General features: G+C 63.7%; 18 protein-coding genes. 15 read left to right on the top strand and 3 right to left on the bottom strand.

Going from position 1 to position 19008, the window contains the following annotated elements; genetic code table 11:
- The first annotated feature begins 1 nt into the window (after position 1).
- The 4 genes from ACR9WD_RS14170 to ACR9WD_RS14155 are packed head-to-tail and all read left to right on the top strand — an operon-like array spanning position 2 to position 2479.
- Complete coding sequence (locus ACR9WD_RS14170; RefSeq protein WP_143181140.1) at positions 2 to 658, top strand: hypothetical protein; 657 nt, start codon at positions 2 to 4, stop codon at positions 656 to 658.
- A complete protein-coding gene (locus ACR9WD_RS14165) occupies positions 655 to 1221 on the top strand; it encodes a hypothetical protein (RefSeq protein ID WP_162989353.1) in 567 nt (188 codons plus the stop codon). The genes ACR9WD_RS14170 and ACR9WD_RS14165 overlap by 4 nt, the downstream gene beginning before the upstream one ends.
- A 32-nt stretch (positions 1222 to 1253) precedes the next feature.
- On the top strand, positions 1254 to 1856 hold the full coding sequence (locus ACR9WD_RS14160) for a hypothetical protein (protein ID WP_190264018.1): 603 nt from the start codon (positions 1254 to 1256) through the stop codon (positions 1854 to 1856).
- Positions 1857 to 1888: 32 nt separating this feature from the next.
- The gene (locus ACR9WD_RS14155; protein WP_434922269.1) at positions 1889 to 2479 is read left to right on the top strand and encodes a hypothetical protein; all 591 of its coding nucleotides are present in this window, start codon (positions 1889 to 1891) and stop codon (positions 2477 to 2479) included.
- Between the two features lie 28 nt (positions 2480 to 2507).
- Here the strand turns inward: ACR9WD_RS14155 and ACR9WD_RS14150 are convergent, their stop codons facing one another.
- Positions 2508 to 3875: an FAD-binding oxidoreductase gene (locus ACR9WD_RS14150; protein WP_190264016.1), complete on the bottom strand. Its 1368-nt coding sequence runs from the start codon at positions 3873 to 3875 to the stop codon at positions 2508 to 2510.
- Positions 3876 to 3983: 108 nt separating this feature from the next.
- On the opposite strand from ACR9WD_RS14150, the gene ACR9WD_RS14145 reads away from it, so the two are divergent.
- Positions 3984 to 4667, top strand: a complete 684-nt coding sequence (locus ACR9WD_RS14145; RefSeq protein ID WP_434922268.1) for a GntR family transcriptional regulator — start codon at positions 3984 to 3986, stop codon at positions 4665 to 4667.
- Between the two features lie 87 nt (positions 4668 to 4754).
- Here ACR9WD_RS14145 and purB read toward each other — a convergent pair whose 3' ends face one another.
- Entirely contained in the window at positions 4755 to 6164 is a 1410-nt protein-coding gene (purB, locus tag ACR9WD_RS14140) for an adenylosuccinate lyase (protein ID WP_066141859.1), read from the bottom strand.
- Here purB and ACR9WD_RS14135 point away from each other — a divergent pair.
- Together ACR9WD_RS14135 and ACR9WD_RS14130 are read left to right on the top strand one after the other, a co-directional pair.
- Positions 6145 to 6576, top strand: a complete 432-nt coding sequence (locus ACR9WD_RS14135) for a hypothetical protein (protein ID WP_162989351.1) — start codon at positions 6145 to 6147, stop codon at positions 6574 to 6576. The two genes, purB and ACR9WD_RS14135, sit on opposite strands and share 20 nt — an antisense overlap.
- A gap of 2 nt (positions 6577 to 6578) precedes the next feature.
- Entirely contained in the window at positions 6579 to 7928 is a 1350-nt protein-coding gene (locus ACR9WD_RS14130) for a hypothetical protein (RefSeq protein ID WP_434922267.1), read from the top strand.
- A gap of 162 nt (positions 7929 to 8090) precedes the next feature.
- Here the strand turns inward: ACR9WD_RS14130 and ACR9WD_RS14125 are convergent, their stop codons facing one another.
- Positions 8091 to 8477 carry a phage holin family protein gene (locus tag ACR9WD_RS14125; RefSeq protein ID WP_073707738.1) on the bottom strand — a complete coding sequence of 129 codons (387 nt, stop codon included), beginning with the start codon at positions 8475 to 8477 and terminating at the stop codon, positions 8091 to 8093.
- 82 nt (positions 8478 to 8559) lie between these two features.
- Between ACR9WD_RS14125 and ACR9WD_RS14120 the strand changes: the two genes are divergently transcribed.
- From ACR9WD_RS14120 to ACR9WD_RS14085, 8 genes are all read left to right on the top strand, one after another.
- Positions 8560 to 9669, top strand: coding sequence for a histidinol-phosphate transaminase (locus ACR9WD_RS14120; protein ID WP_423299228.1), 1110 nt, complete (start codon positions 8560 to 8562; stop codon positions 9667 to 9669).
- A gap of 127 nt (positions 9670 to 9796) precedes the next feature.
- Positions 9797 to 10939 (top strand): pyruvate dehydrogenase (acetyl-transferring) E1 component subunit alpha, encoded by a 1143-nt coding sequence (pdhA, locus tag ACR9WD_RS14115; protein ID WP_038993236.1) that lies wholly within the window; start codon positions 9797 to 9799, stop codon positions 10937 to 10939.
- Positions 10940 to 11917, top strand: a complete 978-nt coding sequence (locus ACR9WD_RS14110; protein ID WP_038993237.1) for an alpha-ketoacid dehydrogenase subunit beta — start codon at positions 10940 to 10942, stop codon at positions 11915 to 11917.
- A 20-nt stretch (positions 11918 to 11937) separates the two neighbouring features.
- Positions 11938 to 13353, top strand: coding sequence for a dihydrolipoamide acetyltransferase family protein (locus ACR9WD_RS14105; protein ID WP_149597368.1), 1416 nt, complete (start codon positions 11938 to 11940; stop codon positions 13351 to 13353).
- 133 nt (positions 13354 to 13486) lie between these two features.
- Positions 13487 to 13927, top strand: a complete 441-nt coding sequence (locus ACR9WD_RS14100) for a carboxymuconolactone decarboxylase family protein (RefSeq protein WP_038993240.1) — start codon at positions 13487 to 13489, stop codon at positions 13925 to 13927.
- Between the two features lie 29 nt (positions 13928 to 13956).
- Positions 13957 to 14853 carry a sigma-70 family RNA polymerase sigma factor gene (locus tag ACR9WD_RS14095; RefSeq protein WP_285674304.1) on the top strand — a complete coding sequence of 299 codons (897 nt, stop codon included), beginning with the start codon at positions 13957 to 13959 and terminating at the stop codon, positions 14851 to 14853.
- Between the two features lie 59 nt (positions 14854 to 14912).
- The gene (locus ACR9WD_RS14090) at positions 14913 to 16421 is read left to right on the top strand and encodes a hypothetical protein (RefSeq protein ID WP_434922266.1); all 1509 of its coding nucleotides are present in this window, start codon (positions 14913 to 14915) and stop codon (positions 16419 to 16421) included.
- Positions 16421 to 18994 (top strand): hypothetical protein, encoded by a 2574-nt coding sequence (locus tag ACR9WD_RS14085; protein WP_434922265.1) that lies wholly within the window; start codon positions 16421 to 16423, stop codon positions 18992 to 18994. The genes ACR9WD_RS14090 and ACR9WD_RS14085 overlap by 1 nt, the downstream gene beginning before the upstream one ends.
- Positions 18995 to 19008 lie beyond the last annotated feature (14 nt).

Genomic DNA, 19008 nt, shown 5'->3' with positions numbered 1-19008 from the left:
CATGAAGCATCCGGAGCAGGCTCGAGGAAAGGACACGATGACTGGACCGACGCCCAAGAACAATCGCGGAATCGGATATGGAATGCTCTATCCCAAAGGCTGGCGTGAGTATCCAGTTACCGTGGAGGGTGAAGCGCAGCTGGCCAAGGTCGCGACTGACAAAGCCAAGAAGCTAGGTCGGGCCGATATCGTCCTGCTCATTCGCCGGAGCGTCCACGACACGTTCGAACGATTGCGCCGGCAGGGGGCGATTTCGACCGTCGTGCCCACTGAGACCATCAGCGAGAATTCGGTCATTCCGTCGTCCTTGATCATCACACCGGTGCGTGCCAATGCAGGCACGAGTCTGGCGGCGGCAGTGGCCAGGGCGGCAATGGGGCAGCACGTCGCTACCGAGGAGATTGACGGAGCGCAATGGTTCCACTGGCTTGGTGCCGAAAAAAGGCATGAAGATGGCCAATTCGTGCAGGCGGAAGTGAATTTTGTTGTGCCGCGGCCTCGACAGGACGGCTCCATTGACCCGGCACCCGAGGTTGGCCTGCGCATCATCTACACCTATGGATTCCTCGAATCCCAACGCGGCTCGGAGGAGATCGAGTTGCTGCGAGACCTTGGCTACGGAATTATCGGCACGTTCAAGTGGGTGGGGCTCGAATGACAAACTACACGGTGGAGCCGAATCTGGCTGATTGGATTCCCCTTCCCGGGGTGTTCCCGAACGAAACGTGGCAAACTCCTGAAGAGTGGGCGTCCTCGATCGCGGAAGCCGCGATCAAGGACGACGAGGAAACCCGAGGGCTGTTCAGGAAGTACGCAATCGATGTTATCCAGCATCGGAATGACCAAGCGGATCATTCATTCTGGTTTGCTCCCGAAGATGGCAGCAACATGGGCGTGGCAACCTTGAATGTCTATGTCGACGAACCCGGCATGACACTTGAAGAGGTCGTCGCACCGCCTTATGAGTCGTTGTCCCGCCAGCAACTCGATTCGGTCGCCTCGGAAACTTTCGGCGAGATCATCCAGTCGTTCACAACTTTCTCCACCGAGCAGATCGTCCCCGGCGAACCGGCGCGGTCGGTGGTGGGGCATATCAGGATGGCAGGACGGGCAGGGCACGGACTCTTCGTGCTCAATGCCTTCGATTCGGACACGGTGACATTGGCATTCATGGTGGATCCAATGGTGGAGTTGCTCGAATCGATCACCATCACCTCATGACCGCAGACCTGCCACCTACCGAAAGCCGATTAGTGAAATTCATCAGTACCCCGCAACTGCATGCCAAACGCCTGAAGCGCGGAATCATCCTGACCGTGCTGGGCCTTGCCTCGGCCGCCGCAGGATTCTGGATCCTGGGCCAGAACATCCGAGTGGGCGAGAGCAGCATTGCCACCAATTGGCTGAACTACGGCCTGATCGTGATCGCCGCGGCGTTGCTGACCTTCGGCATCGTGGGCATTGCCACCGGCCGGCAGGGCACTCGCCGCAGCGCCGGCGATGATTCGATCGACGTAATCGTCACCGAGCAGGGCCTGGTGACCCGTGGCGGCCGGGAGGTGCCGTGGTCGAATATCGGCCGCGCCGAGATCATCCGCTACATCAACGACTCGATGGTGCCGCTGCTTTGGGATTACTCGGTGCTCAACCGTGTGGTGCGGATCAGCCTGCTGGACAACTCCGAGGTCGATCCGACGTCTCCCGGAGTGCGCGGGCGCGCGCCAATGCATTATCTGGAGATCGACCTGCGGCGTTATCCGATGGCCGAATACCAGGAGCACCTCGATGCACTGGTCGCCACGCTCAAGGAGCGCCGCTTCCACACCAAGGAACGGTTCAAGCACAAGCAGTTCTGAATGGGACCCGACGACGTCAGGAACGCACACTCATGGCCCACGGCCGCACTCGGCGCAAACTGCCCAAGCACTTCATCACCGCCAAGGCCCACCATTGGCCGCGGGTGCAACGCAGTTCCCAGCTGCTGATGATGGCCTGGATCCTACTGCCGCTGGGGCTGTATCTCGTGGCCAACGACCTGCCCGAGACCTCCGTCCGGCGTGCGCAACTCATGGCGAGCTGGACGCCGACGTTCTTCGGTGCCATTTTGCTGCTCTTCGGTGCCTGGGGCGTGGGGACCGCGGTGCTGGCCATGCGCCGCAAGGGTGTCGATGCCATCGATGCGAAGATCCGTGCGTCCGGGCTCATCCTGCGCGGCGGGCGAAAGGTGGCCTGGGAAGAAATCGGCTCGGTGACCGCGATCAGCTTCCAGAACGATGCCAAGGTGCAGGTGCTCTGGGACCGGGCCGAACTGCACCGCCGGCTGGAGGTGCAGTTGAAGCAGCCGGAAACCGGGACGCTGCGCATCGACCTGGTGCGCTATCCGGCTGTGGACTACCTCGGGCTCTATGAGTCGCTGCTGGACGAGTTCGAGCGCCAGCGCATCCCGGTGAAGCACCGGAAGAAGTGGATGCAAGCCTAGCCGGAGGGACTGGTCCCCGCCCTGCTCGCTACAGCGAGCGCCCCGGAGTGAGGATTCCTGCCGGATCCAGCGCGGCCTTGACCGCCAGCTGCGCCGCACGGGTCGGCTCGTCCAGCTGCCAGGACAGCTCGTGCTGCTTGACCTTGCCGATGCCGTGCTCCCCGGTGATGGTGCCGCCCAGCGCGAGGGCCAGCCGGGTGATCTCATCGATGACCTTTTCGGCGGCCGCATGGCCTTCGGGGGTGTCCTCCGCGTCTACGGTCGGGTGCAGGTTGCCGTCCCCGGCGTGCGCCACCACGGAGATCATCCGCCCGGTGCGCTGCGCGATCTCGTCGATCCCGCGGAACACCGCGGCCAGCTCGCCCACCGGAACCCCCACATCGCAGGAGACCCGCAGCCCGTGGGCGCTGAGCGCCGGATTGGCCAGCCGCCGCGCTTCCAGCAGCGAATCGCCCTCGCCGATCACGACGTCCGCTGCGCCGAAGCCGCGGCACAGCGCGGCGACCGACTGCGCGGCCTGCAGCGCATGGCGGCCGGTGAACTGGCCGATCAGCAGCGCCTGCCCGTCCACCGGCAGCCCGGAAGGGTGGAAGGCCTCGATGACCTGGACGCTGTGCGCGTCGAGCAGTTCGAGCACCTCCGGAAGGTACTCGCCGTTGACAATTGCCGTGACCGCGCGGCCGGCGTCCTCGACGGTGCGGAATCCTGCGCGGAAGGTCTGCGCGGCGCCCTCGGGCACCGGCTTGAGCCGCACCGTGGCCTCGGTGATGACCCCGAGGGTGCCCTCCGATCCGACGAACAGGCTGGTCAGGTCCAGGCCGACGACGTTCTTCCGGGTGCGTGCCCCGGTGTGCACGACGCGGCCATCGGCCAGCACCACGGTCAGTGCCGCGACCGAGTCGCGGGTGACCCCGTGGTTCAGGCAGCGCAGCCCTCCGGCATTGGTGGCGATGTTGCCGCCCACGGTGGAGATCCGCGCACTGGCAGGATCTGGCGGGAAGAACAGGCCGTGTCCCCGAGCCGCCTCGTCGAGGTCCGAGTTGATGACCCCGGCCTGCACCACGGCCAGGCGGTTCACCGCGTCGATGTCAACGATCCGGTTCAGCCGTTCCAGGCTGATGACCAGCCCGCCCGGGTAGCCCGCCGCACCGCCGGAGAGCCCGGTCCCAGCCCCGCGCACCGAGACCGTCACGCCGTGGCGGTGCGCCCAGGCCAGCGCCTGCGAGACTTCGTCGGTGGATTCGGGGAAGACGGCCGCTGCCGGGCGCCCCTCGGGCTGGTAGCGCGACTGGTCGCGGGCCACGCGGTCCAATTCATCCGCTGCGGTGCTCAGCCGGGGACCGAAGACGGCGGCCAGTTCATCGAGCGGCAGCGTCGGTGCTGCGTGCTGGGTCATGGGTGCTCCTTTGCATGCGCGGTCCGGCAGGGGAGCCGCTGGGTGATTCCCGTTACACACTTTATATTATAAAATCTGAGGGTCAACCCGCGAGTGAAAGCAGGAACCATGACGGCAAGCCAAGCGCAAGCGGAAAGCAAGCGCGGCCGGAGCAAGGCCGATCTGGCCTACGACTATTTGCGCGAACAGGTGCTGGACGGCGCGCTGGCACCGCGCCAGCGGGTGCTGGCCGGGCCTATTGCCGCACACCTTGAGATCAGCGCCGTGCCGGTGCGCGAGGCAATCCACCGGCTGGCCGCCGAGGGCCTGCTGCAGATCGAGCGCAACGTCGGCGCGCGGGTCGCCGAACTCGACGAGCGCGCCTACCGCGAGGGCATGGAGGCGCTGGCGGTGCTCGACGGGTCGGCTACAGCGCTGGCCGCGCTGGCAGTGGGTGGCGCCGCGCTTGATCGGGCGGAACAGATCAATGAGCAGCTCGCAGGTCTGTTGGGGGACTTCGACCCGGCCGAATACACCCGGCTGAACACCAAGTTCCACGCGGTGCTGCATGCCGGGTGCCCGAACGCGCGGCTGCGAGAGCTGGTCGAGGCAGAATGGCGCAAGTTCTCCGCACTGCATGCGGCGGAGCGTGCGGTGGATGCGGAGCGGGCGCACGCCGCTGTGGATGAGCACCGCGAACTGCTGCGGCTGATCCGCGACGGCGCGCCCGCGGCCCGCATCGAACAGGCCGTCCGCGACCACGTGCTGTCCTCGTTGCATGCGCGCACCGGATTCGTCAGCCAGCTGCGCTAACGCCGTAGCCCGGTGGCTGTTCCTTAACTGGAAAGCCGGGCCCGGTACGTCGAACTCGACGTACCGGGCCCGGCTTGTGCCGTACGGCTACTTCTTCAGGTGGTCCACCAGCTGCGAAGCGATGCCATTGTAGGTGCCCGGGGTCAGGGACTGCAGGCGGGCTTCAGCATCGGCCGACAGGCCCAGCTCGCCAACGAATTCCTTCAGGCGGGCTGCATCCACGCGGTGGCCGCGGGTCAGGTCCTTCAGGCGCTCGTACGGGTTGTCCATGCCCTCGACACCGGCGATGGCCTCGGCGCGCATGACCATCTGGATGGCCTCGGCGAGGACCTCCCAGTTGTGGTCCAGATCCTCGGCCAGCACGGCCTCGGCAACATCCAGGCGGTCAAGGCCCTTGGCGACGTTGGAGATCGCCAGCACCGAGTGTCCGATGGCGGTGCCGATGTTGCGCTGCGAGGAGGAGTCGGTGAGGTCGCGCTGCCAGCGGCTGGTGACCAGGGTGGAACCCAGGGTGTTCAGCAGGCCGTTGGAGATCTCCAGGTTCGCTTCTGCATTCTCGAAGCGGATGGGGTTGACCTTGTGCGGCATGGTCGAGGAGCCGGTGGCACCTGCCACTGGGATCTGCGCGAAGTAGCCGATGGAGATGTAGCTCCAGACATCGGTGCACAGGTTGTGCAGGATGCTGTTGAAGCGGGCGATGTCTGCGTAGACCTCTGCCTGCCAGTCGTGGGATTCGATCTGGGTGGTCAGCGGGTTCCAGGTCAGGCCCAGGTGCTCGACGAAGTCCTTGGCAACCTTCTGCCAGTCGGCAGTTGGAACCGAAGCATAGTGGGCCGCGTAGGTGCCGGTGGCACCATTGATCTTGCCCAGGTACTCGGTCTTCTCGACACGGTCCAGCTGGCGGGTCAGGCGCCATGCCAGCACTGCCAGTTCCTTGCCCAGGGTAGTCGGGGTGGCTGGCTGGCCGTGGGTGCGCGAGAGCATCGGCACGTCGCGGGAATCCTCGGCCATCTTGGACAGCTGGGCCACCAGGTCGCGGGCTGCTGGAAGCCATACCTGCTGCACGCCGCCCTGGACGCCCAGCGCGTAGGACAGGTTGTTGATGTCCTCGGAGGTGCAGCCGAAATGCACCAGCGGCTTGAGGTTGCCGATGCCAATTGCTTCCAGGCGGTTGGCGATGTAGTACTCCACTGCCTTAACGTCGTGAACGGTGACAGCTTCGATCTCTGCCAGTTCCTTCACCGAGTCAGCATTGAAATCGGTGACGATCTTGCGCAGTGCCGCCTTCTGGTCCGCAGTAAGCGGGGAGGTGCCTGGAAGAACGGAGTTGTCGGTCAAATGGATCAGCCATTCAACTTCGACGTGAACGCGGTCGCGGTTCAAAGCCGCTTCGGAAAGGTAGTCGACCAGTGGTGCCACGGCGCTGCGGTAGCGTCCGTCGAGGGCAGTCAAAGCCAGTGGTTCATTAGCAAGGGAAGTGCGCGCAATCTCAGCCATGCTCATATTCTTCCATCCCCGGCGCTACATCACATCTTTTACACCGTTCCTGTTTCCACAACTGGGCCCAAATCCTGCTGGCACCGAATCGCGGCTGTCCATGATGGTGGACAAATTCTCAAGGATGCGGAGCAGGAAAATGATGTTTCAAGCGACGCTGCTGACGGTGGCGAGCCAACTCGATGACGCACGGAAAACCACTCAATTCGCCATCGCGCAGTTGGGGTCAATCCATTCATTGACTTGGAATTCCAAGGCAGGCAAGGCGTTTTTGGAGAATGTCGACGAGCTGAGCCGCCGGCTGGAAATGCTCAACAGCGAGCTGGGCGACGCGGAGGAGTACGTAGGGGTAGCCATGCGGGAGATCCAGAACCTCGAAGCACAAATCATGAACCAGCGAATGGCCTCGTAGCCATGGGATATGAAGTCAATTACAACTCGCTGGATTACGCCGAGGCAGGGGAGATCTGCCAGCGGGTTGCCAACGATATCGATGGCATATCCGAGGTACTGCTCAAAGCCGCGCAGGCAGCTGATAGCTGCCAGCGCGACCTGGATCTGCAGTGCATGGTGTCAGGCATCGGTGCCAGGGGGTATAACGTCGGGCTGTTGGGCGACTTGATCAGGGACGCCTATCAGCAGTCCAGAGAGGGGCAAATTACAGCGTTCGATCTGACCGCAAAAGTCTCCGAAGCCATGCGGAACTATGAAGTTGCCGAGTCCGCTGCTGAACGGATGGTGCTAGCCAGCACGGGAGCCGTGCTGGTGGGAGACTTCATTTCCGAGACCCGCGACAACGGCTGGCGTCCGCCTCTGGAAAGCATGGAAATGTTCCTGCGCTTGATGTTTTCGTACCTGCCGCGCTGGCCCTTTGGATCGAACCTGACGCTGACCGAGCAGATCGAAGGTGCAGCCAAGGATCTGTCGGGCTTTATCCGGCGGCTGGGAGCAGATCGCAATACCGAAATACAGCTCACTGGGCAGGATCCAACGCAAACGGTTGAAGTCGATGGAAAGATGCAAAGCTATTTCCAGTTGCACCAAATGCTGGAAGGCGAAGGGACGGAGAATAACGGGAAGATCATGATCGTGAAGGCTGATGAGGATACGTACATTGCGATCTTCCCGGGTACACAGAATGACTCAGAAGTTCCTTCGCCTTTTGGCCCGGAAGGCATCGCCGACGGGTTCGGGGTGGAATCCGAGAACTTCGCGAAACCGCTTGATGAGGCACTGGAGATCAGCGGAGCGAAAGAGGGCGATGAGCTCATCCTCTCCGGGTATTCGCAAGGGGGCATTCATGTGGCCCAGCTGTCGAAGAACAAGTTCTTGAAGCACAAGTACAAGCTGAATAAAGTCCTGACCCTTGGATCGCCCATCGGCACGATTGACCTGCCAGAAGACGTACGCAGCCTGTCGGTTGAAGACCAGAAGGATATGGTGCCGGGTACCGATGGTGGGCCCAACCCCGGCAAGGGGGAGCATTACACGACCACCTTCCCGGGCCCGCGGGAGCACATGGAGGACATCTTGCCCGACGATGGCATCTTTGGCGCTCCGCATAACCTCAAGAATTACGGTGACCACCTTCTGGAACTCGATGAGAATCCGAAGCGGGAAATCAGGGAGCACCTGGAGAAGTACTACCTCCCCGAACCACTGGTGAAAATCCGCATGTTCAAGCTGGAGCGGAAGCCGAAAGAACCTCGGCCCATCACGGAAGAGGAGAAGCGTCGGCTCAAGCATGTGGCGCCGCCCCATTAAGATGCCCAAAGCTGCAGCGCGCTATCCAAGGCCAGTATCTTCCGACGCCACAGTAAAAGGCAGCGGAAACGGGGAGATGGCCGGGCCGGCCAATTGGGAACTAACCAAAGAAGACGGCACCTGCCGGTTGCCGTCTTCTTTTAGCCGTGAGCGGTAGTCCGCTTAGTCGCGATCGCTCTTGACGAATAGTCCGAGGACCGCCGAGACAATGGAGATGATGATCGTGCCGGCGATGGCATCCCACCAGAACTGCTCGATGACCAGTTCGATGGGCGTGAAGGTCGTCAGCCATGACGTCAGCAAGAGCATCAGGGCATTGATCACGATTGTGAACAGGCCCAGGGTGAGGCAGGTGATCGGCAAGGAGAAAAGCTTGACGATTGGACGGACCAAGGCGTTGACCAAGCCGAAGATGACTGCAACGACCAGATAGGCGATGACCGTGCTCATGGTGCCTTCGCCTGCCGCGACGATCTTGAGACCGGGCACCACCCAAACGGCGGCGGCGAGGGCAAGCGCATTGACGATGACTCGAATCAGAAAGCTCATGGCTTAACTTTGGCACAGAAATCTGGGATTCGGATGAACCTCGGATATCGCTAAACCCATAGTGAGGACTACGCTTTGAGGTATGACTGAGAACCCGGTGACCCAAGATCAGGTGCAGCCACGCTCTGTAGTTGCACGTTTGCCAAAATACGCTGCGGGCAAGCCGCCTGCTCCAGTTGAAGGCGTCCAAGCTTACAAGCTGTCATCGAACGAGATTCCCTTTGGCCCGTTGGACGCTGTGCATCAGGCAGTCGTCGAGCAGGACAGCCTGAATCGCTACCCAGACCCGCTATCGACCAAGCTTCGCATGGCCCTCGCCGATTATTTGGACGTGCCGGCTGAAGATATCGTGACCGGCGCCGGTTCCCTCGGCGCGCTGGTGCAAATCCTGAATACCTTCGCGGGCCAGAACGAGGACGGCATCCAGGATGAAGTCATCTATGCGTGGCGTTCCTTCGAGGCCTACCCGATTCTCGTGCAGACCGCCGGTGCGCTGCCGGTGGAGATTCCACTGCTGGAAGATGGGCGCCACGACCTGGAATCCATGATCGCCGCGGTGAACGAGAACACCTCAGTGATCTTGCTGTGCACCCCGAATAACCCGACCGGACCGGTACTCACCCAGGCCGAGGTCGATGATTTCCTGGCACGCGTTCCGAAGAACGTGCTGGTGGTCCTGGATGAGGCCTACATCGAGTTCGTCCGTGATGAGAAATCGGTGGATGGCATTCACACCTACAACGAGAACGAAAATGTCGTTCTGCTGCGCACCTTCTCGAAGGCCCACGGCCTGGCGAATCTCCGGGTCGGCTACTCGGTGGCCCATCCGCAGATCACCGAGAACATCCGCGTGGTCGCCACCCCGTTTGCCGTCTCCAGCGTGGCTGAGGATGCCGCGGTCGCTTCGCTGGCTAATATCGACCTGGTGCTTGAGCGTGTCGAGGGGCTGGTGGCCGAACGCGAACGAGTGGCGACGGCCTTGGCCGAGATGGGCTGGAAGATTCCTTCCACCCAGGCGAACTTCGTCTGGCTGCCGCTGGGAGAAAAGACCGGCCAGTTTGTCGAGCGGGCCAACGCCGTGGCGTTGTCTGTGCGCGGCTTCTCGAACGAGGGAGTGCGGGTCTCCATCGGCGAAGTTGAGGCAAACGATCGCTTTATTGAACTGTGCAAGGAATCACTCGACCTGGCATAGGGGTAACGGGCGCTGATTTCTCGCGTTTTAGCGGTCAAAGCCTATAGGCTTAGGAACTGGACAAGCCGTATATGTCCCATGCGGAATGTATTCCGCGTGGGGCATATTTATGACCGAAGGATGATAAATGACGCGAGCTGCGACCGAGGCGACGGAGCCGGATCTGATTCAGATCCTGACTCCGGACGGCCAGCGTCAGTCCCATGAAACGTACGATGCGTATCTGGGCGACGTTGATGATGACATGCTTCGCGGTTTCTACCGCGACATGGCATTGACGCGTCGATTCGACCAAGAGGCCACAGCTTTGCAGCGCCAGGGGCAGTTGTGCCTCTGGGTCCCGCTGCGCGGGCAGGAAGCGGCGCAGATCGGTTCCGGCCGCGCCACCCGCCGAAGCGACTACATCTTCCCCACCTACCGCGAGCACGGCGTAGCGCTGACCCGTGACGTCTCCTTCTCGGAAATGCTGCGCTTGTTCCGCGGCATCTCCGGCGGCGGCTGGGATCCCCGGGAAAACAACTTCCACATGTACACCATGGTGCTGGCCGCGCAGATGCCGCATGCCGCCGGCTACGGCATGGCGTTGAACATGGAGCAGCGCGGATGGGATGAAGCCCGCCGTGCCAAGGAAGGCAATGCTGTTGTCGCCTACTTCGGCGATGGCTCCTCCACCGAGGGCGAAACCCACGAATCCATGGTCTTCGCCAGCTCCTTCAATGCACCGGTGGTCTACTTCTGCCAGAACAACCAGTGGGCGATCTCCGTGCCTTTCGAGGTCCAGTCCAAGGTGCCTCTGGTCAACCGAGCCGCTGGCTACGGCATGCCCGGAGTCCGCGTCGACGGCAACGACGTGCTGGCAGTCTTGGCCGTCACCCGCTGGGCGCTGGAACACGCACGCAGCGGCAAGGGGCCGGTCCTCATCGAAGCCGTAACCTACCGTCTCGGAGCGCACACCACCGCCGATGATCCGACCAAATACCGCATGAGCGAAGAAGAAGCCCAGTGGGCTCCGAAGGATCCGCTGATTCGCCTGGAAACCTACCTGCGCGATAACAACCTGGTTGATGACACCTTCTTCGAGCAGCTGTCCGCCGACGCCGACGCAATGGCTGCCAAGGTCCGCGAAGACGCCATGGCCTTCCCAGTCCCGCCGCTGGCCAAATCGTTCGAGCAGGTCTACGCCGAAGCGCATCCGCTGATCCAGGAAGAACTGGCCTGGCATCTGGAATACGAAGCAGGATTCGCCGATGCGGCTGAGGGAGAGCACTAAATGACCACCACGATGACCCTGGCCAAGGCCATTACCAGCGGCCTGGACAAGGTGCTGGAAACCAACGACAAGTCCTTGCTGATGGGCGAGGACATCGGACGCCTTGGCGGCGTATACCGGATTACCGACGGGCTGATCGACAAGTACGGCGAGCACCGCGTCATCGACTCGCCGCTGGGCGAGGCAGGCATCGTCGGCACCGCCGTGGGCATGGCCCTGCGCGGCTTCAGCCCGCTGGTGGAAATCCAGTTCGACGGCTTCGTCTTCCCTGCCTTCAGCCAGATCACCACCCAGCTGGCCAAGATGCACGCCCGCTCCGAAGGCCGGCTGACCACTCCGGTGGTCATCCGCATCCCGTACGGCGGCGGCATTGGCTCCATCGAGCACCACTCCGAATCCCCGGAAGCGCTGTTCGCCCACACCGCTGGCCTTCGCATCATCACTCCGTCCAACGCGCATGACGCCTACTGGATGATCCAGCAGGCAGCCAGCTGCCAAGATCCGGTGATCTTCTTCGAGCCCAAGCGCCGCTACTGGCTCAAGGGGGAAGTGGACACTGGGACCCCGGCCCTGGATGCGTTCAAGGCGCAGGTGGTCCGTCCGGGCACCGACGCGACCATCGTGGCCTACGGCCCGCTGGTGCCGATCGCCCTGGCCGCCGCGGATGCCGCGTTGGAAGACGGACGCTCCATCGAGGTCATCGACCTGCGTTCGCTCTCGCCGATCGACTTCGACACCATCACCGAATCGGTGCAGAAGACCGGACGGCTGATTGTCACCCACGAAGCGCCGACCTTCGGCGGCCTGGGTGGCGAAATCGCCGCCCGCATCACCGAGCGCGCCTTCCTCTCGCTGGAAGCCCCGGTGCTGCGCGTGGGCGGATTCCACATGCCGTACCCGATTTCCAAGGTGGAATCCCAGTACCTGCCGGATATCGACAAGTTGCTTGAAGCCCTCGACCGGTCCTTCGCTTACTGAGCGGAATCCAAGGAGTAGAAATGACAGTCTTTAATCTCCCCGATGTGGGCGAAGGGTTGACCGAAGCGGATATCGCTTCCTGGAAGGTCAAAGTAGGGGACACCGTTGAGGTCAACCAGATCTTCGTCGAGATCGAAACCGCCAAGTCGCTGGTCGAGCTGCCCTGCCCCTTCGCCGGGGTGGTCACCGCATTGCACGCGGATGAAGGCGACACCGTGCTGGTGGACAACCCGCTGATCACCATCGACGAGGAAGGCGGCAAGCCGGCCCCGACCGGCACCCCGGAACCAGCCGAGGCGCTGGCCACCGCGGCGCCGCAGGCCAGCGAGGAACCCGGCCCTCTGGTCGGTTCGGGCCCGACCGCTGATTCCTCTGTGCGCCGCAAGCGCACCAGCCGCCCCGCACCTTCGGCAGCCGGTGCCCGCACCGCAGCGGTCCGTGCCTCCGGCTCCGCTTTGGCCGAGACCATCTCGCGCCGCGCGCAGTCCCTGGGTACCGCCGTGACCCGCGAAGTGGATCGCCGCAAGCCGGCGATGGCGAACTTCGTGGACCGCGTGCTGGCCAAGCCGCCGGTACGCCGGCTGGCCAAGGAGCTGGGAATCGACATCAACGATGTGGTGGGCACCGGCACCCAGGGCGAAATTACCCGCGAAGATGTCAACAGCTACCAGGCCCAGCGCGAAGCCGAGCACGCGGCGGCGCCAACCTACTGGGCCCATGGCCAGCTGGCCGACGCCCGCATCGAACGCACTCCGGTGCGCGGCGTGCGCAAAGCCACGGCCAAGGCCATGGTGGACTCCGCGTTCACCGCACCGCATGTCTCGATCTTCGTGGACGTGGATGCCAGCCGCACCATGGAATACGTGGCACGGCTGAAGAAGTCCCGCGACTTCGAAGGCATCAAGGTCTCGCCTCTGCTGGTGCTGGCCCGGGCTGTGATCTGGGCTGCCGCCCGCAACCCTTCGGTAAACGCCAGCTGGGTGGAAACCGAGAACGGCGCGGAGATCCACCAGAAGCGCTTCATGAACCTGGGCATCGCCGCAGCCACCCCGCGCGGCCTGCTGGTGCCGAATATCAAGGACGCGCAGAACCTGAACATGAAGGAACTGGCCATCGCGCTGAACGAGCTGGCCACGACCGCGCGTGCCGGCAAGACCCGACCGGAAGACATGCGCGACGGTTCGCTGAGCATCACCAATATCGGTGCGCTGGGCATCGACACCGGCACCCCGATCATCAACCCGGGCGAGGTGGCCATCGTCGCCTTCGGCACGATCCGCCAGAAGCCGTGGGTTGTCGATGGCGAAGTGGTTCCGCGCTGGATCACCACCCTGGGCGGATCCTTCGACCACCGCGTGGTTGACGGCGATCTCTCGGCCCGCTTCATGGCCGATGTGGCATCAATTCTGCAGGAACCAGCCATGCTGCTGGACTGAGCTGCGGATAACAGCACCCCGGAGAGAACTTCTGAAAAAAGTTCTCTCCGGGGTGTCACAGTTTAAGCTCCGGTTTCGACGTACTTTTGAAGGGCAGGAACCTGCCTGGAAATCGAATGACAGGAGACACGCCATGCGCATGAATTTGAGCAAAACGCACAAGAAGGGGTACGCCGCCGTACTGGGACTGGAAGCCTACGCCAGCCAGTCGGTGCCCAAGGAGCTCTACGAGCTGGTGAAGCTGCGCGCTTCGATCCTCAATGGCTGCTCCTTCTGCACCGATATGCACTCCCACGATGCCATGGAGATGGGCATGTCCACCGCGAAACTCTTTGCCGTGGCCGCCTACAACGATTCCCCGCTGTTCACCGACGCCGAGCGCGCTGCCCTGCGGCTGACCGATGCGGTGACCCGGCTTGATCCTGCCACCGGGGTCAGCGACGAAGTCTGGGACGCGGCCGCTGACGAGTTCAGCGAGGAAGAAATCGGCAACTTGATCCTGGCGATCGCCACCATCAATGTCTGGAACCGCATTGCCATCCCGACCCAGCTCGAACCGCCAGTGCGCGACTAGTGCCGGGAAGCGCAGGTAGAATCTGGCGCGTGGAGCAACCAACGGAATCTGCAGCGCTGGCGCAGTGGGACGCCGAGAAGCGCCGATTGACCGTCCTGGCCTACAACATGCTCGGCGTGTGGGCGCAGGCCGAAGACGTGGTCAGCGAAGTGGCCGAGCAGCTGCTCAAGCTCACCCCGGCAGCCACCGAACAGGTGCGGAACTGGCCGGCGTTCCTCACCTCGCTTGCCACGCGCCGGGCGATTGACGTCCTGCGCTCGGCTCAGCGCCAGCGGACCGAATATGTCGGGGAATGGCTGCCCGAGCCGGTAGGGCAGCTGGCGCTTCCCGAAGATGAGGCCCTGACTGGATCCATGCTTCGCCTCGGCGTGCTCTTCCTTCTCGAAGAGCTCTCGCCCCAGGCGCGGGCCGCCTACGTGTTGCACCATGCCCTGGGCTACAAGGCGGCGGAGATTGCCGAGGTGCTGGAGGCCTCGCCGGCCGCGGTCAGGCAGCTGCTGAGCCGGGCCGGCAAGAAACTGGGGCACGCCGAAGCACCCAGCAGGGAAGCAAGCGAAATATCCTCATTGCTGTCGAAGGTCGTGGCAGCCATACGCCATGGCGACGCCGAGGAACTGGTCCAGTTGCTGGCCAAGGATGCGGTGCTCTACTCCGACGGCGGAGGCAAGGCCCGGGCCGCGTTGAACCCGGTGCTTGGCGCGCAGCGCATTGCCCGCTTCCTGGTTGGCGTTGAGCGGAAAAATCCAGGGCGAAGCGTCTTTTTGGGAGAATTGAATCAGGCGCCTGCACTGCTTTTCAAGCTGGCGGGCCGGCAGGACGTGGTGGCGATCGAGGTGGCCGCAGGACACATTCAAACTATCTTGCTGGTGTCCAACCCGGACAAACTTTCCCACGCCAGCGCGCAGTGGAGCATTCTGGACGGGTAGCGGATGACTGTTCCACGTGGAGCGGAGTTGTTCAAATCCTTGTTGATACAGTAGTTTCCATGAATCGACCCCGCAGCTTCGGTCCGTTGGCACTGGGCAGGATCCAGTGCGCATGCCTGCTGGCTGCCGCCGTTGTGCTCAGCCTCGGCACCGCCACCGTCCCAGCCCACGCGTCTGCCGCGGCCACGGAATCCGATGCACCGGCACCGGTGTACCCCTCGGCGACACCCAGCGATGGCGCCGAAGACGAGGGCACGGTCCTCATCCCGTCGGTGACATCCCAGGAAGGCAACTTCTACCTTGCGGTGACCGACGCGGCGCTCGACGACGTGGATTCGGAAAGAATCATGGACCAGGTCCGGCAGGCCGTGGGCGAGCAGGATGCGAAGATCCTGCTCGGGGTGGACCAGGAACCGAACAACCTCAAGGGAGCCGCGCAGCTGGTGCGCGGGATGCTGATGTTCGGGGACAGCGACGCGCTCAGCGATGACTGGCTGGAGAACGGAAAGACCCTGGGCTACGTGGGCAAAGGGTGGATTGCCGTCGGGGTGATGCTGCCAGAGGACCCCGCCGATGAGGTCGAGGTCTTCGTGGATCCGGGGCGCGATATCAGCGAAACGGACCCCGGGTCCAGCCAGAAGATCATGGCAGCCGGCGACGAGGCATTTAGGGCGGGGGACTACACCGCAGGCATCACCGAGGTCGCGCTGGCCACGACCCAGCAGCTGCAGGCGCCGCCGGACCGGACGCTGTCCAAGGTGATCGCCGTGGTCGTGCTCGCTGTGGCAATCGTCTTCATGCTCGCCTGGGCGTGGCTTGCCAAGCGCCGCAAGGCCAAGAAGGCTGCGGCTGCCGAACGCCTCAAGCAGGCCGAACTGCTCGAATCGCGGATCCAGCAAGCCAACCGCTACCTCGGCCGCAAACCGATGCCCGACTTGGGCCTGCCGGAACAGGGCCGCTTGGCCGAGGCGATGGCGGAACTGGAAAAGCAGCGTTCCGGCACCCAGCATGGTGCCCAGCACGCACAGGACCTGGATCCGGGAATCGCCGTCCAGGAGCAGGTCTCCGAAAAGCAACTGGCAGTTCTGCGCCACCGCGAACGCGAACTCTCGCTGCTGCGCGGCGCGGTCCAGCTGGCCCACGACTTCGCAGGACGGCCACGGGATTCTCGCGAATCCTGGGCATCGATTTTCGAATACCACCGTGAGCGGCTGGAAGACCTGGCGCTGTTCCTCGATCTTCCCGGTGCAGGGCAGCTGGGCTGCGCCCAGGCCGCGCGCACCGTGATCATCACCCATACCGATGAGCTGCAGCTGCTGCGAACCCGGGTGGGCCGGCGGAACACCGGAGCCCAGGATGCTCCGGGCATTCTGGACCGGCTTTGGGAGTTGCGCGACGAGCTCGATGGCGTGCTGCGCGATGCGCTGGCGCAAGCCGGGCAGGCGCGGCTCAAGGTTCCGCAGGGGCTGGGTGAGCGGATGGCAGGCAGGCAACCGGCTGACGCTGCGCTGGAAAATGATCCCATTGCGCTGCTCAGGAATTTCCTGCCGGGAAGCGAGGCCCGCTGATGCCTGCCCGTTTGATGCATGATTCCACCGGACGGCGCTTGCGCCGCCCCTTCCACTGGACCGCCATCGCTGCCATTTTCATGGCTTTGGTGACCACGGCCCTGGGCGTGCGCGCCGTGCTTGCGGTGCAGGCAGCCAACGTCCCTGCACCCTATGAGGTCACGGTAGTGGTCCAGGGGGAGAACGGCTTCAACATCACCCAGCAGACGGTGGACGCCGAGCTGGCCCGGCACCCGGTGCGGGCCACGGCCCCGCTGGAACTGGTCATTGCCGACCGCTGGCTAACGGGCGATGAACTGCTGCGCGGGGAAGTGCACGAAAACCAGATCATCGTTTCGACCAAGATGGACAACCGGGATTCCGGGCAAAGCGAGGCCGAGCAGCGCTTCTCAGGGGTGGGTGTGGACCGGAATCTGGTCGCCTCCGACGACGCGCATGACGACCTGCGCTTCGATATCGAGAATGCCTTCATCAAGAACATCTCGGTAGGCCATGGCCCCAAGGCTGCGGTGGCCGCCGCGCATACCGCCGCCGTGCTGCTGGATGATTCGCCCAGCAACTCGGCGATCTTCTGGTTCGCCGTAGTGGGCGCCAGCGCCATGCTCACCGCCGCGCTGCTGGCCAGCGCCCTACGCTTCCGCTCCCGGTGGGCTTCCCGGCACCGGCGGCTGGCCGCGGCCCAGCGCAAGCTGGCCCGCGTGGTCCTGGATCTCGAAGCGTTGGAAGCCACCTACCAGGCAGCTGATCCGGGGCACCGCCCGGCCGGCTTCACCAAGGCCTGGCGGCAGCTCGAAGCGCTCTCCCTTGATGCCGCCCGGCGCGAGGACCCTCTGGTGCGCCTGATCTTCGACCGCGCCGCCTGCCTGGACAAGAAGACCGGTCAGCAGCTGGCCGCTTTCGAAGCCGATGCGCGCACGCTGACCGAACTGGCAGATTCCCTGATGGGCGCCGGCTCGGTGCATGCCCACCTGGCTGGCACCGGATCCACGTTCGACAAGCTCAGCGCCCCGATCAACGATGCCGCCACGGCGCTGCTGATCCGGCTGGAAACGGCCCCCGGCACCATGGTTGCCGGCAAGGACCTGGAGGATTTCCGCGGCGCCTTGGGCGAACTGCTCAACGCCGCCCACGGCGACACCGGCCAGCGCACGGCCGTAGAGCGCTGGGCCGACGCCGAAAAGCAGCTGGCCAAGCTTGCCGCGAAGATCTCGACCCGGTTGCGCCGTTATCCGCGGGGCCAGAAGCAGGAGGTGCCGCCGATTGGTGCCCAGCACAATGAGCTGCGCGCCAGCCTGGGGCTGCCGCCGGTCACCAAGCAGAGCGCTTTGCAGCAGATCGCCACGGCGAATGCGCTGGCCCGCGGGGTGCTCGGCGACACGCTGCAGACCGACCAGGCTGCCGGAGGGGCATCGGGCGAACCTGCTGGCTGGCAGCGCATGCTGGCCCGGCTCGCCAGCACCCGCAAGGCAGCTGGTGATGAACCGCCGAAGCTGCGCCGGGCGTGGAAGTTTGGACTGCTTGCGGCCCTGCTGGTGGGCAGCCTGATCGCCTCGGGGCTCATTGTCTCCTCGATAGCCAACGAACCCGAACGCACCTATGAGGGGTCCGGCCGGGGAATGGAACTTGAAATCGATGACCAGGGCCAGCTGGTTGACGAGTCAGAGATCCGCCGGTACATGGAGGAAGACTTCGAGACCACACAGCGGATTCTGGTCGCGGTGCGCGATGCGGAGGCCTACCTGGATCTCAACGAGGTCGAAGGCTATGACTTCCGCGAATCGACACCGCAGAGCGTGCGCTCGGCGATCTTGCGGATCAAGGACGAATATTCTGATCGCGCTGATCCTGCCAACGGGGAGCTTCCCGAGGACTTGACGATCATTCCGCTGCTGATCACGGATGAAGGCAAGGGCATCATGCCCGGGCTGATTTCCGGTGCGGTCATTAGCGGTACCGCCTCGTGGGGAACGACCGGCGGGTGGGAGCACGGAAGCATCTACGAGTCGAACTATCCGGCGATGGAAGCGGCCGGTGCGGCCGAGGACTTCGCCGTGGTGCTCAAGCGGGCCGGCTATGAGCAGCCGGACTACAACACCACCTTGCTGTACTGGATGCTCGTGTTCATGCTGTTCTTCACGGTAATCAACGTTCTCCAGGTGATCCAGTACCTGCTCGGGGCCAGCACGCAGCTGACCCGGTTCTCCCGAGGTTCGCGGTCGGTGCAGCAATCACGCCGGCAGCTGGAGCAGCTGGCCATGGGCCTGGAGGATTCGCAGATCAATGCGGTGGCAGTGCTCGGTGCAAGCGAGGCGGGGACTGCCGACGAGGCAGGCCAGCGCTTGTTCGAGCGCGCCCTGATGATGGCGTGGCGCGAGGCCGAGGAATTGTCCTCGATGACCTTGGGACAGCGCCTGCAGGCCGGCTATGCCCAGCGTGCGGCGCATCTGGCCCAGCTGGTGGCGTTGCTGGGCGAACGCGATGCCGATGTGGCGCGGCGGGCCAAGGCGCTGGTGCTGGCCAGCCGCGGTGCCGGCGGGGATGCGCCGGCGGAAGTCCAGCTGCCGGGACGGTAGTGCTTCCGCCCCGG

Source organism: Glutamicibacter sp. PAEs-4, assembly GCF_051161755.1.
GTDB classification, from domain to species: domain Bacteria; phylum Actinomycetota; class Actinomycetes; order Actinomycetales; family Micrococcaceae; genus Glutamicibacter; species Glutamicibacter nicotianae.
Note: the sequence above shows the minus strand (reverse complement) of the source record. Positions and strands in the feature narration are given on the sequence as shown.

What these genes read in the sequence shown, in the direction of transcription:
- ACR9WD_RS14110 (WP_038993237.1), top strand. Translation starts at nt 10,940, where the DNA reads ATGACCACCACGATGACCCTGGCCAAGGCCATTACCAGCGGCCTGGAC.
- ACR9WD_RS14090 (WP_434922266.1), top strand. Translation starts at nt 14,913, where the DNA reads ATGAATCGACCCCGCAGCTTCGGTCCGTTGGCACTGGGCAGGATCCAG.
- ACR9WD_RS14105 (WP_149597368.1), top strand. Translation starts at nt 11,938, where the DNA reads ATGACAGTCTTTAATCTCCCCGATGTGGGCGAAGGGTTGACCGAAGCG.
- ACR9WD_RS14130 (WP_434922267.1), top strand. Translation starts at nt 6,579, where the DNA reads ATGGGATATGAAGTCAATTACAACTCGCTGGATTACGCCGAGGCAGGG.
- ACR9WD_RS14155 (WP_434922269.1), top strand. Translation starts at nt 1,889, where the DNA reads ATGGCCCACGGCCGCACTCGGCGCAAACTGCCCAAGCACTTCATCACC.
- ACR9WD_RS14125 (WP_073707738.1), bottom strand. Translation starts at nt 8,477, where the DNA reads ATGAGCTTTCTGATTCGAGTCATCGTCAATGCGCTTGCCCTCGCCGCC.
- ACR9WD_RS14100 (WP_038993240.1), top strand. Translation starts at nt 13,487, where the DNA reads ATGCGCATGAATTTGAGCAAAACGCACAAGAAGGGGTACGCCGCCGTA.
- ACR9WD_RS14120 (WP_423299228.1), top strand. Translation starts at nt 8,560, where the DNA reads ATGACTGAGAACCCGGTGACCCAAGATCAGGTGCAGCCACGCTCTGTA.
- ACR9WD_RS14145 (WP_434922268.1), top strand. Translation starts at nt 3,984, where the DNA reads ATGACGGCAAGCCAAGCGCAAGCGGAAAGCAAGCGCGGCCGGAGCAAG.
- ACR9WD_RS14150 (WP_190264016.1), bottom strand. Translation starts at nt 3,875, where the DNA reads ATGACCCAGCACGCAGCACCGACGCTGCCGCTCGATGAACTGGCCGCC.
- ACR9WD_RS14085 (WP_434922265.1), top strand. Translation starts at nt 16,421, where the DNA reads ATGCCTGCCCGTTTGATGCATGATTCCACCGGACGGCGCTTGCGCCGC.
- pdhA (WP_038993236.1), top strand. Translation starts at nt 9,797, where the DNA reads ATGACGCGAGCTGCGACCGAGGCGACGGAGCCGGATCTGATTCAGATC.
- ACR9WD_RS14170 (WP_143181140.1), top strand. Translation starts at nt 2, where the DNA reads ATGAAGCATCCGGAGCAGGCTCGAGGAAAGGACACGATGACTGGACCG.
- purB (WP_066141859.1), bottom strand. Translation starts at nt 6,164, where the DNA reads ATGGCTGAGATTGCGCGCACTTCCCTTGCTAATGAACCACTGGCTTTG.
- ACR9WD_RS14165 (WP_162989353.1), top strand. Translation starts at nt 655, where the DNA reads ATGACAAACTACACGGTGGAGCCGAATCTGGCTGATTGGATTCCCCTT.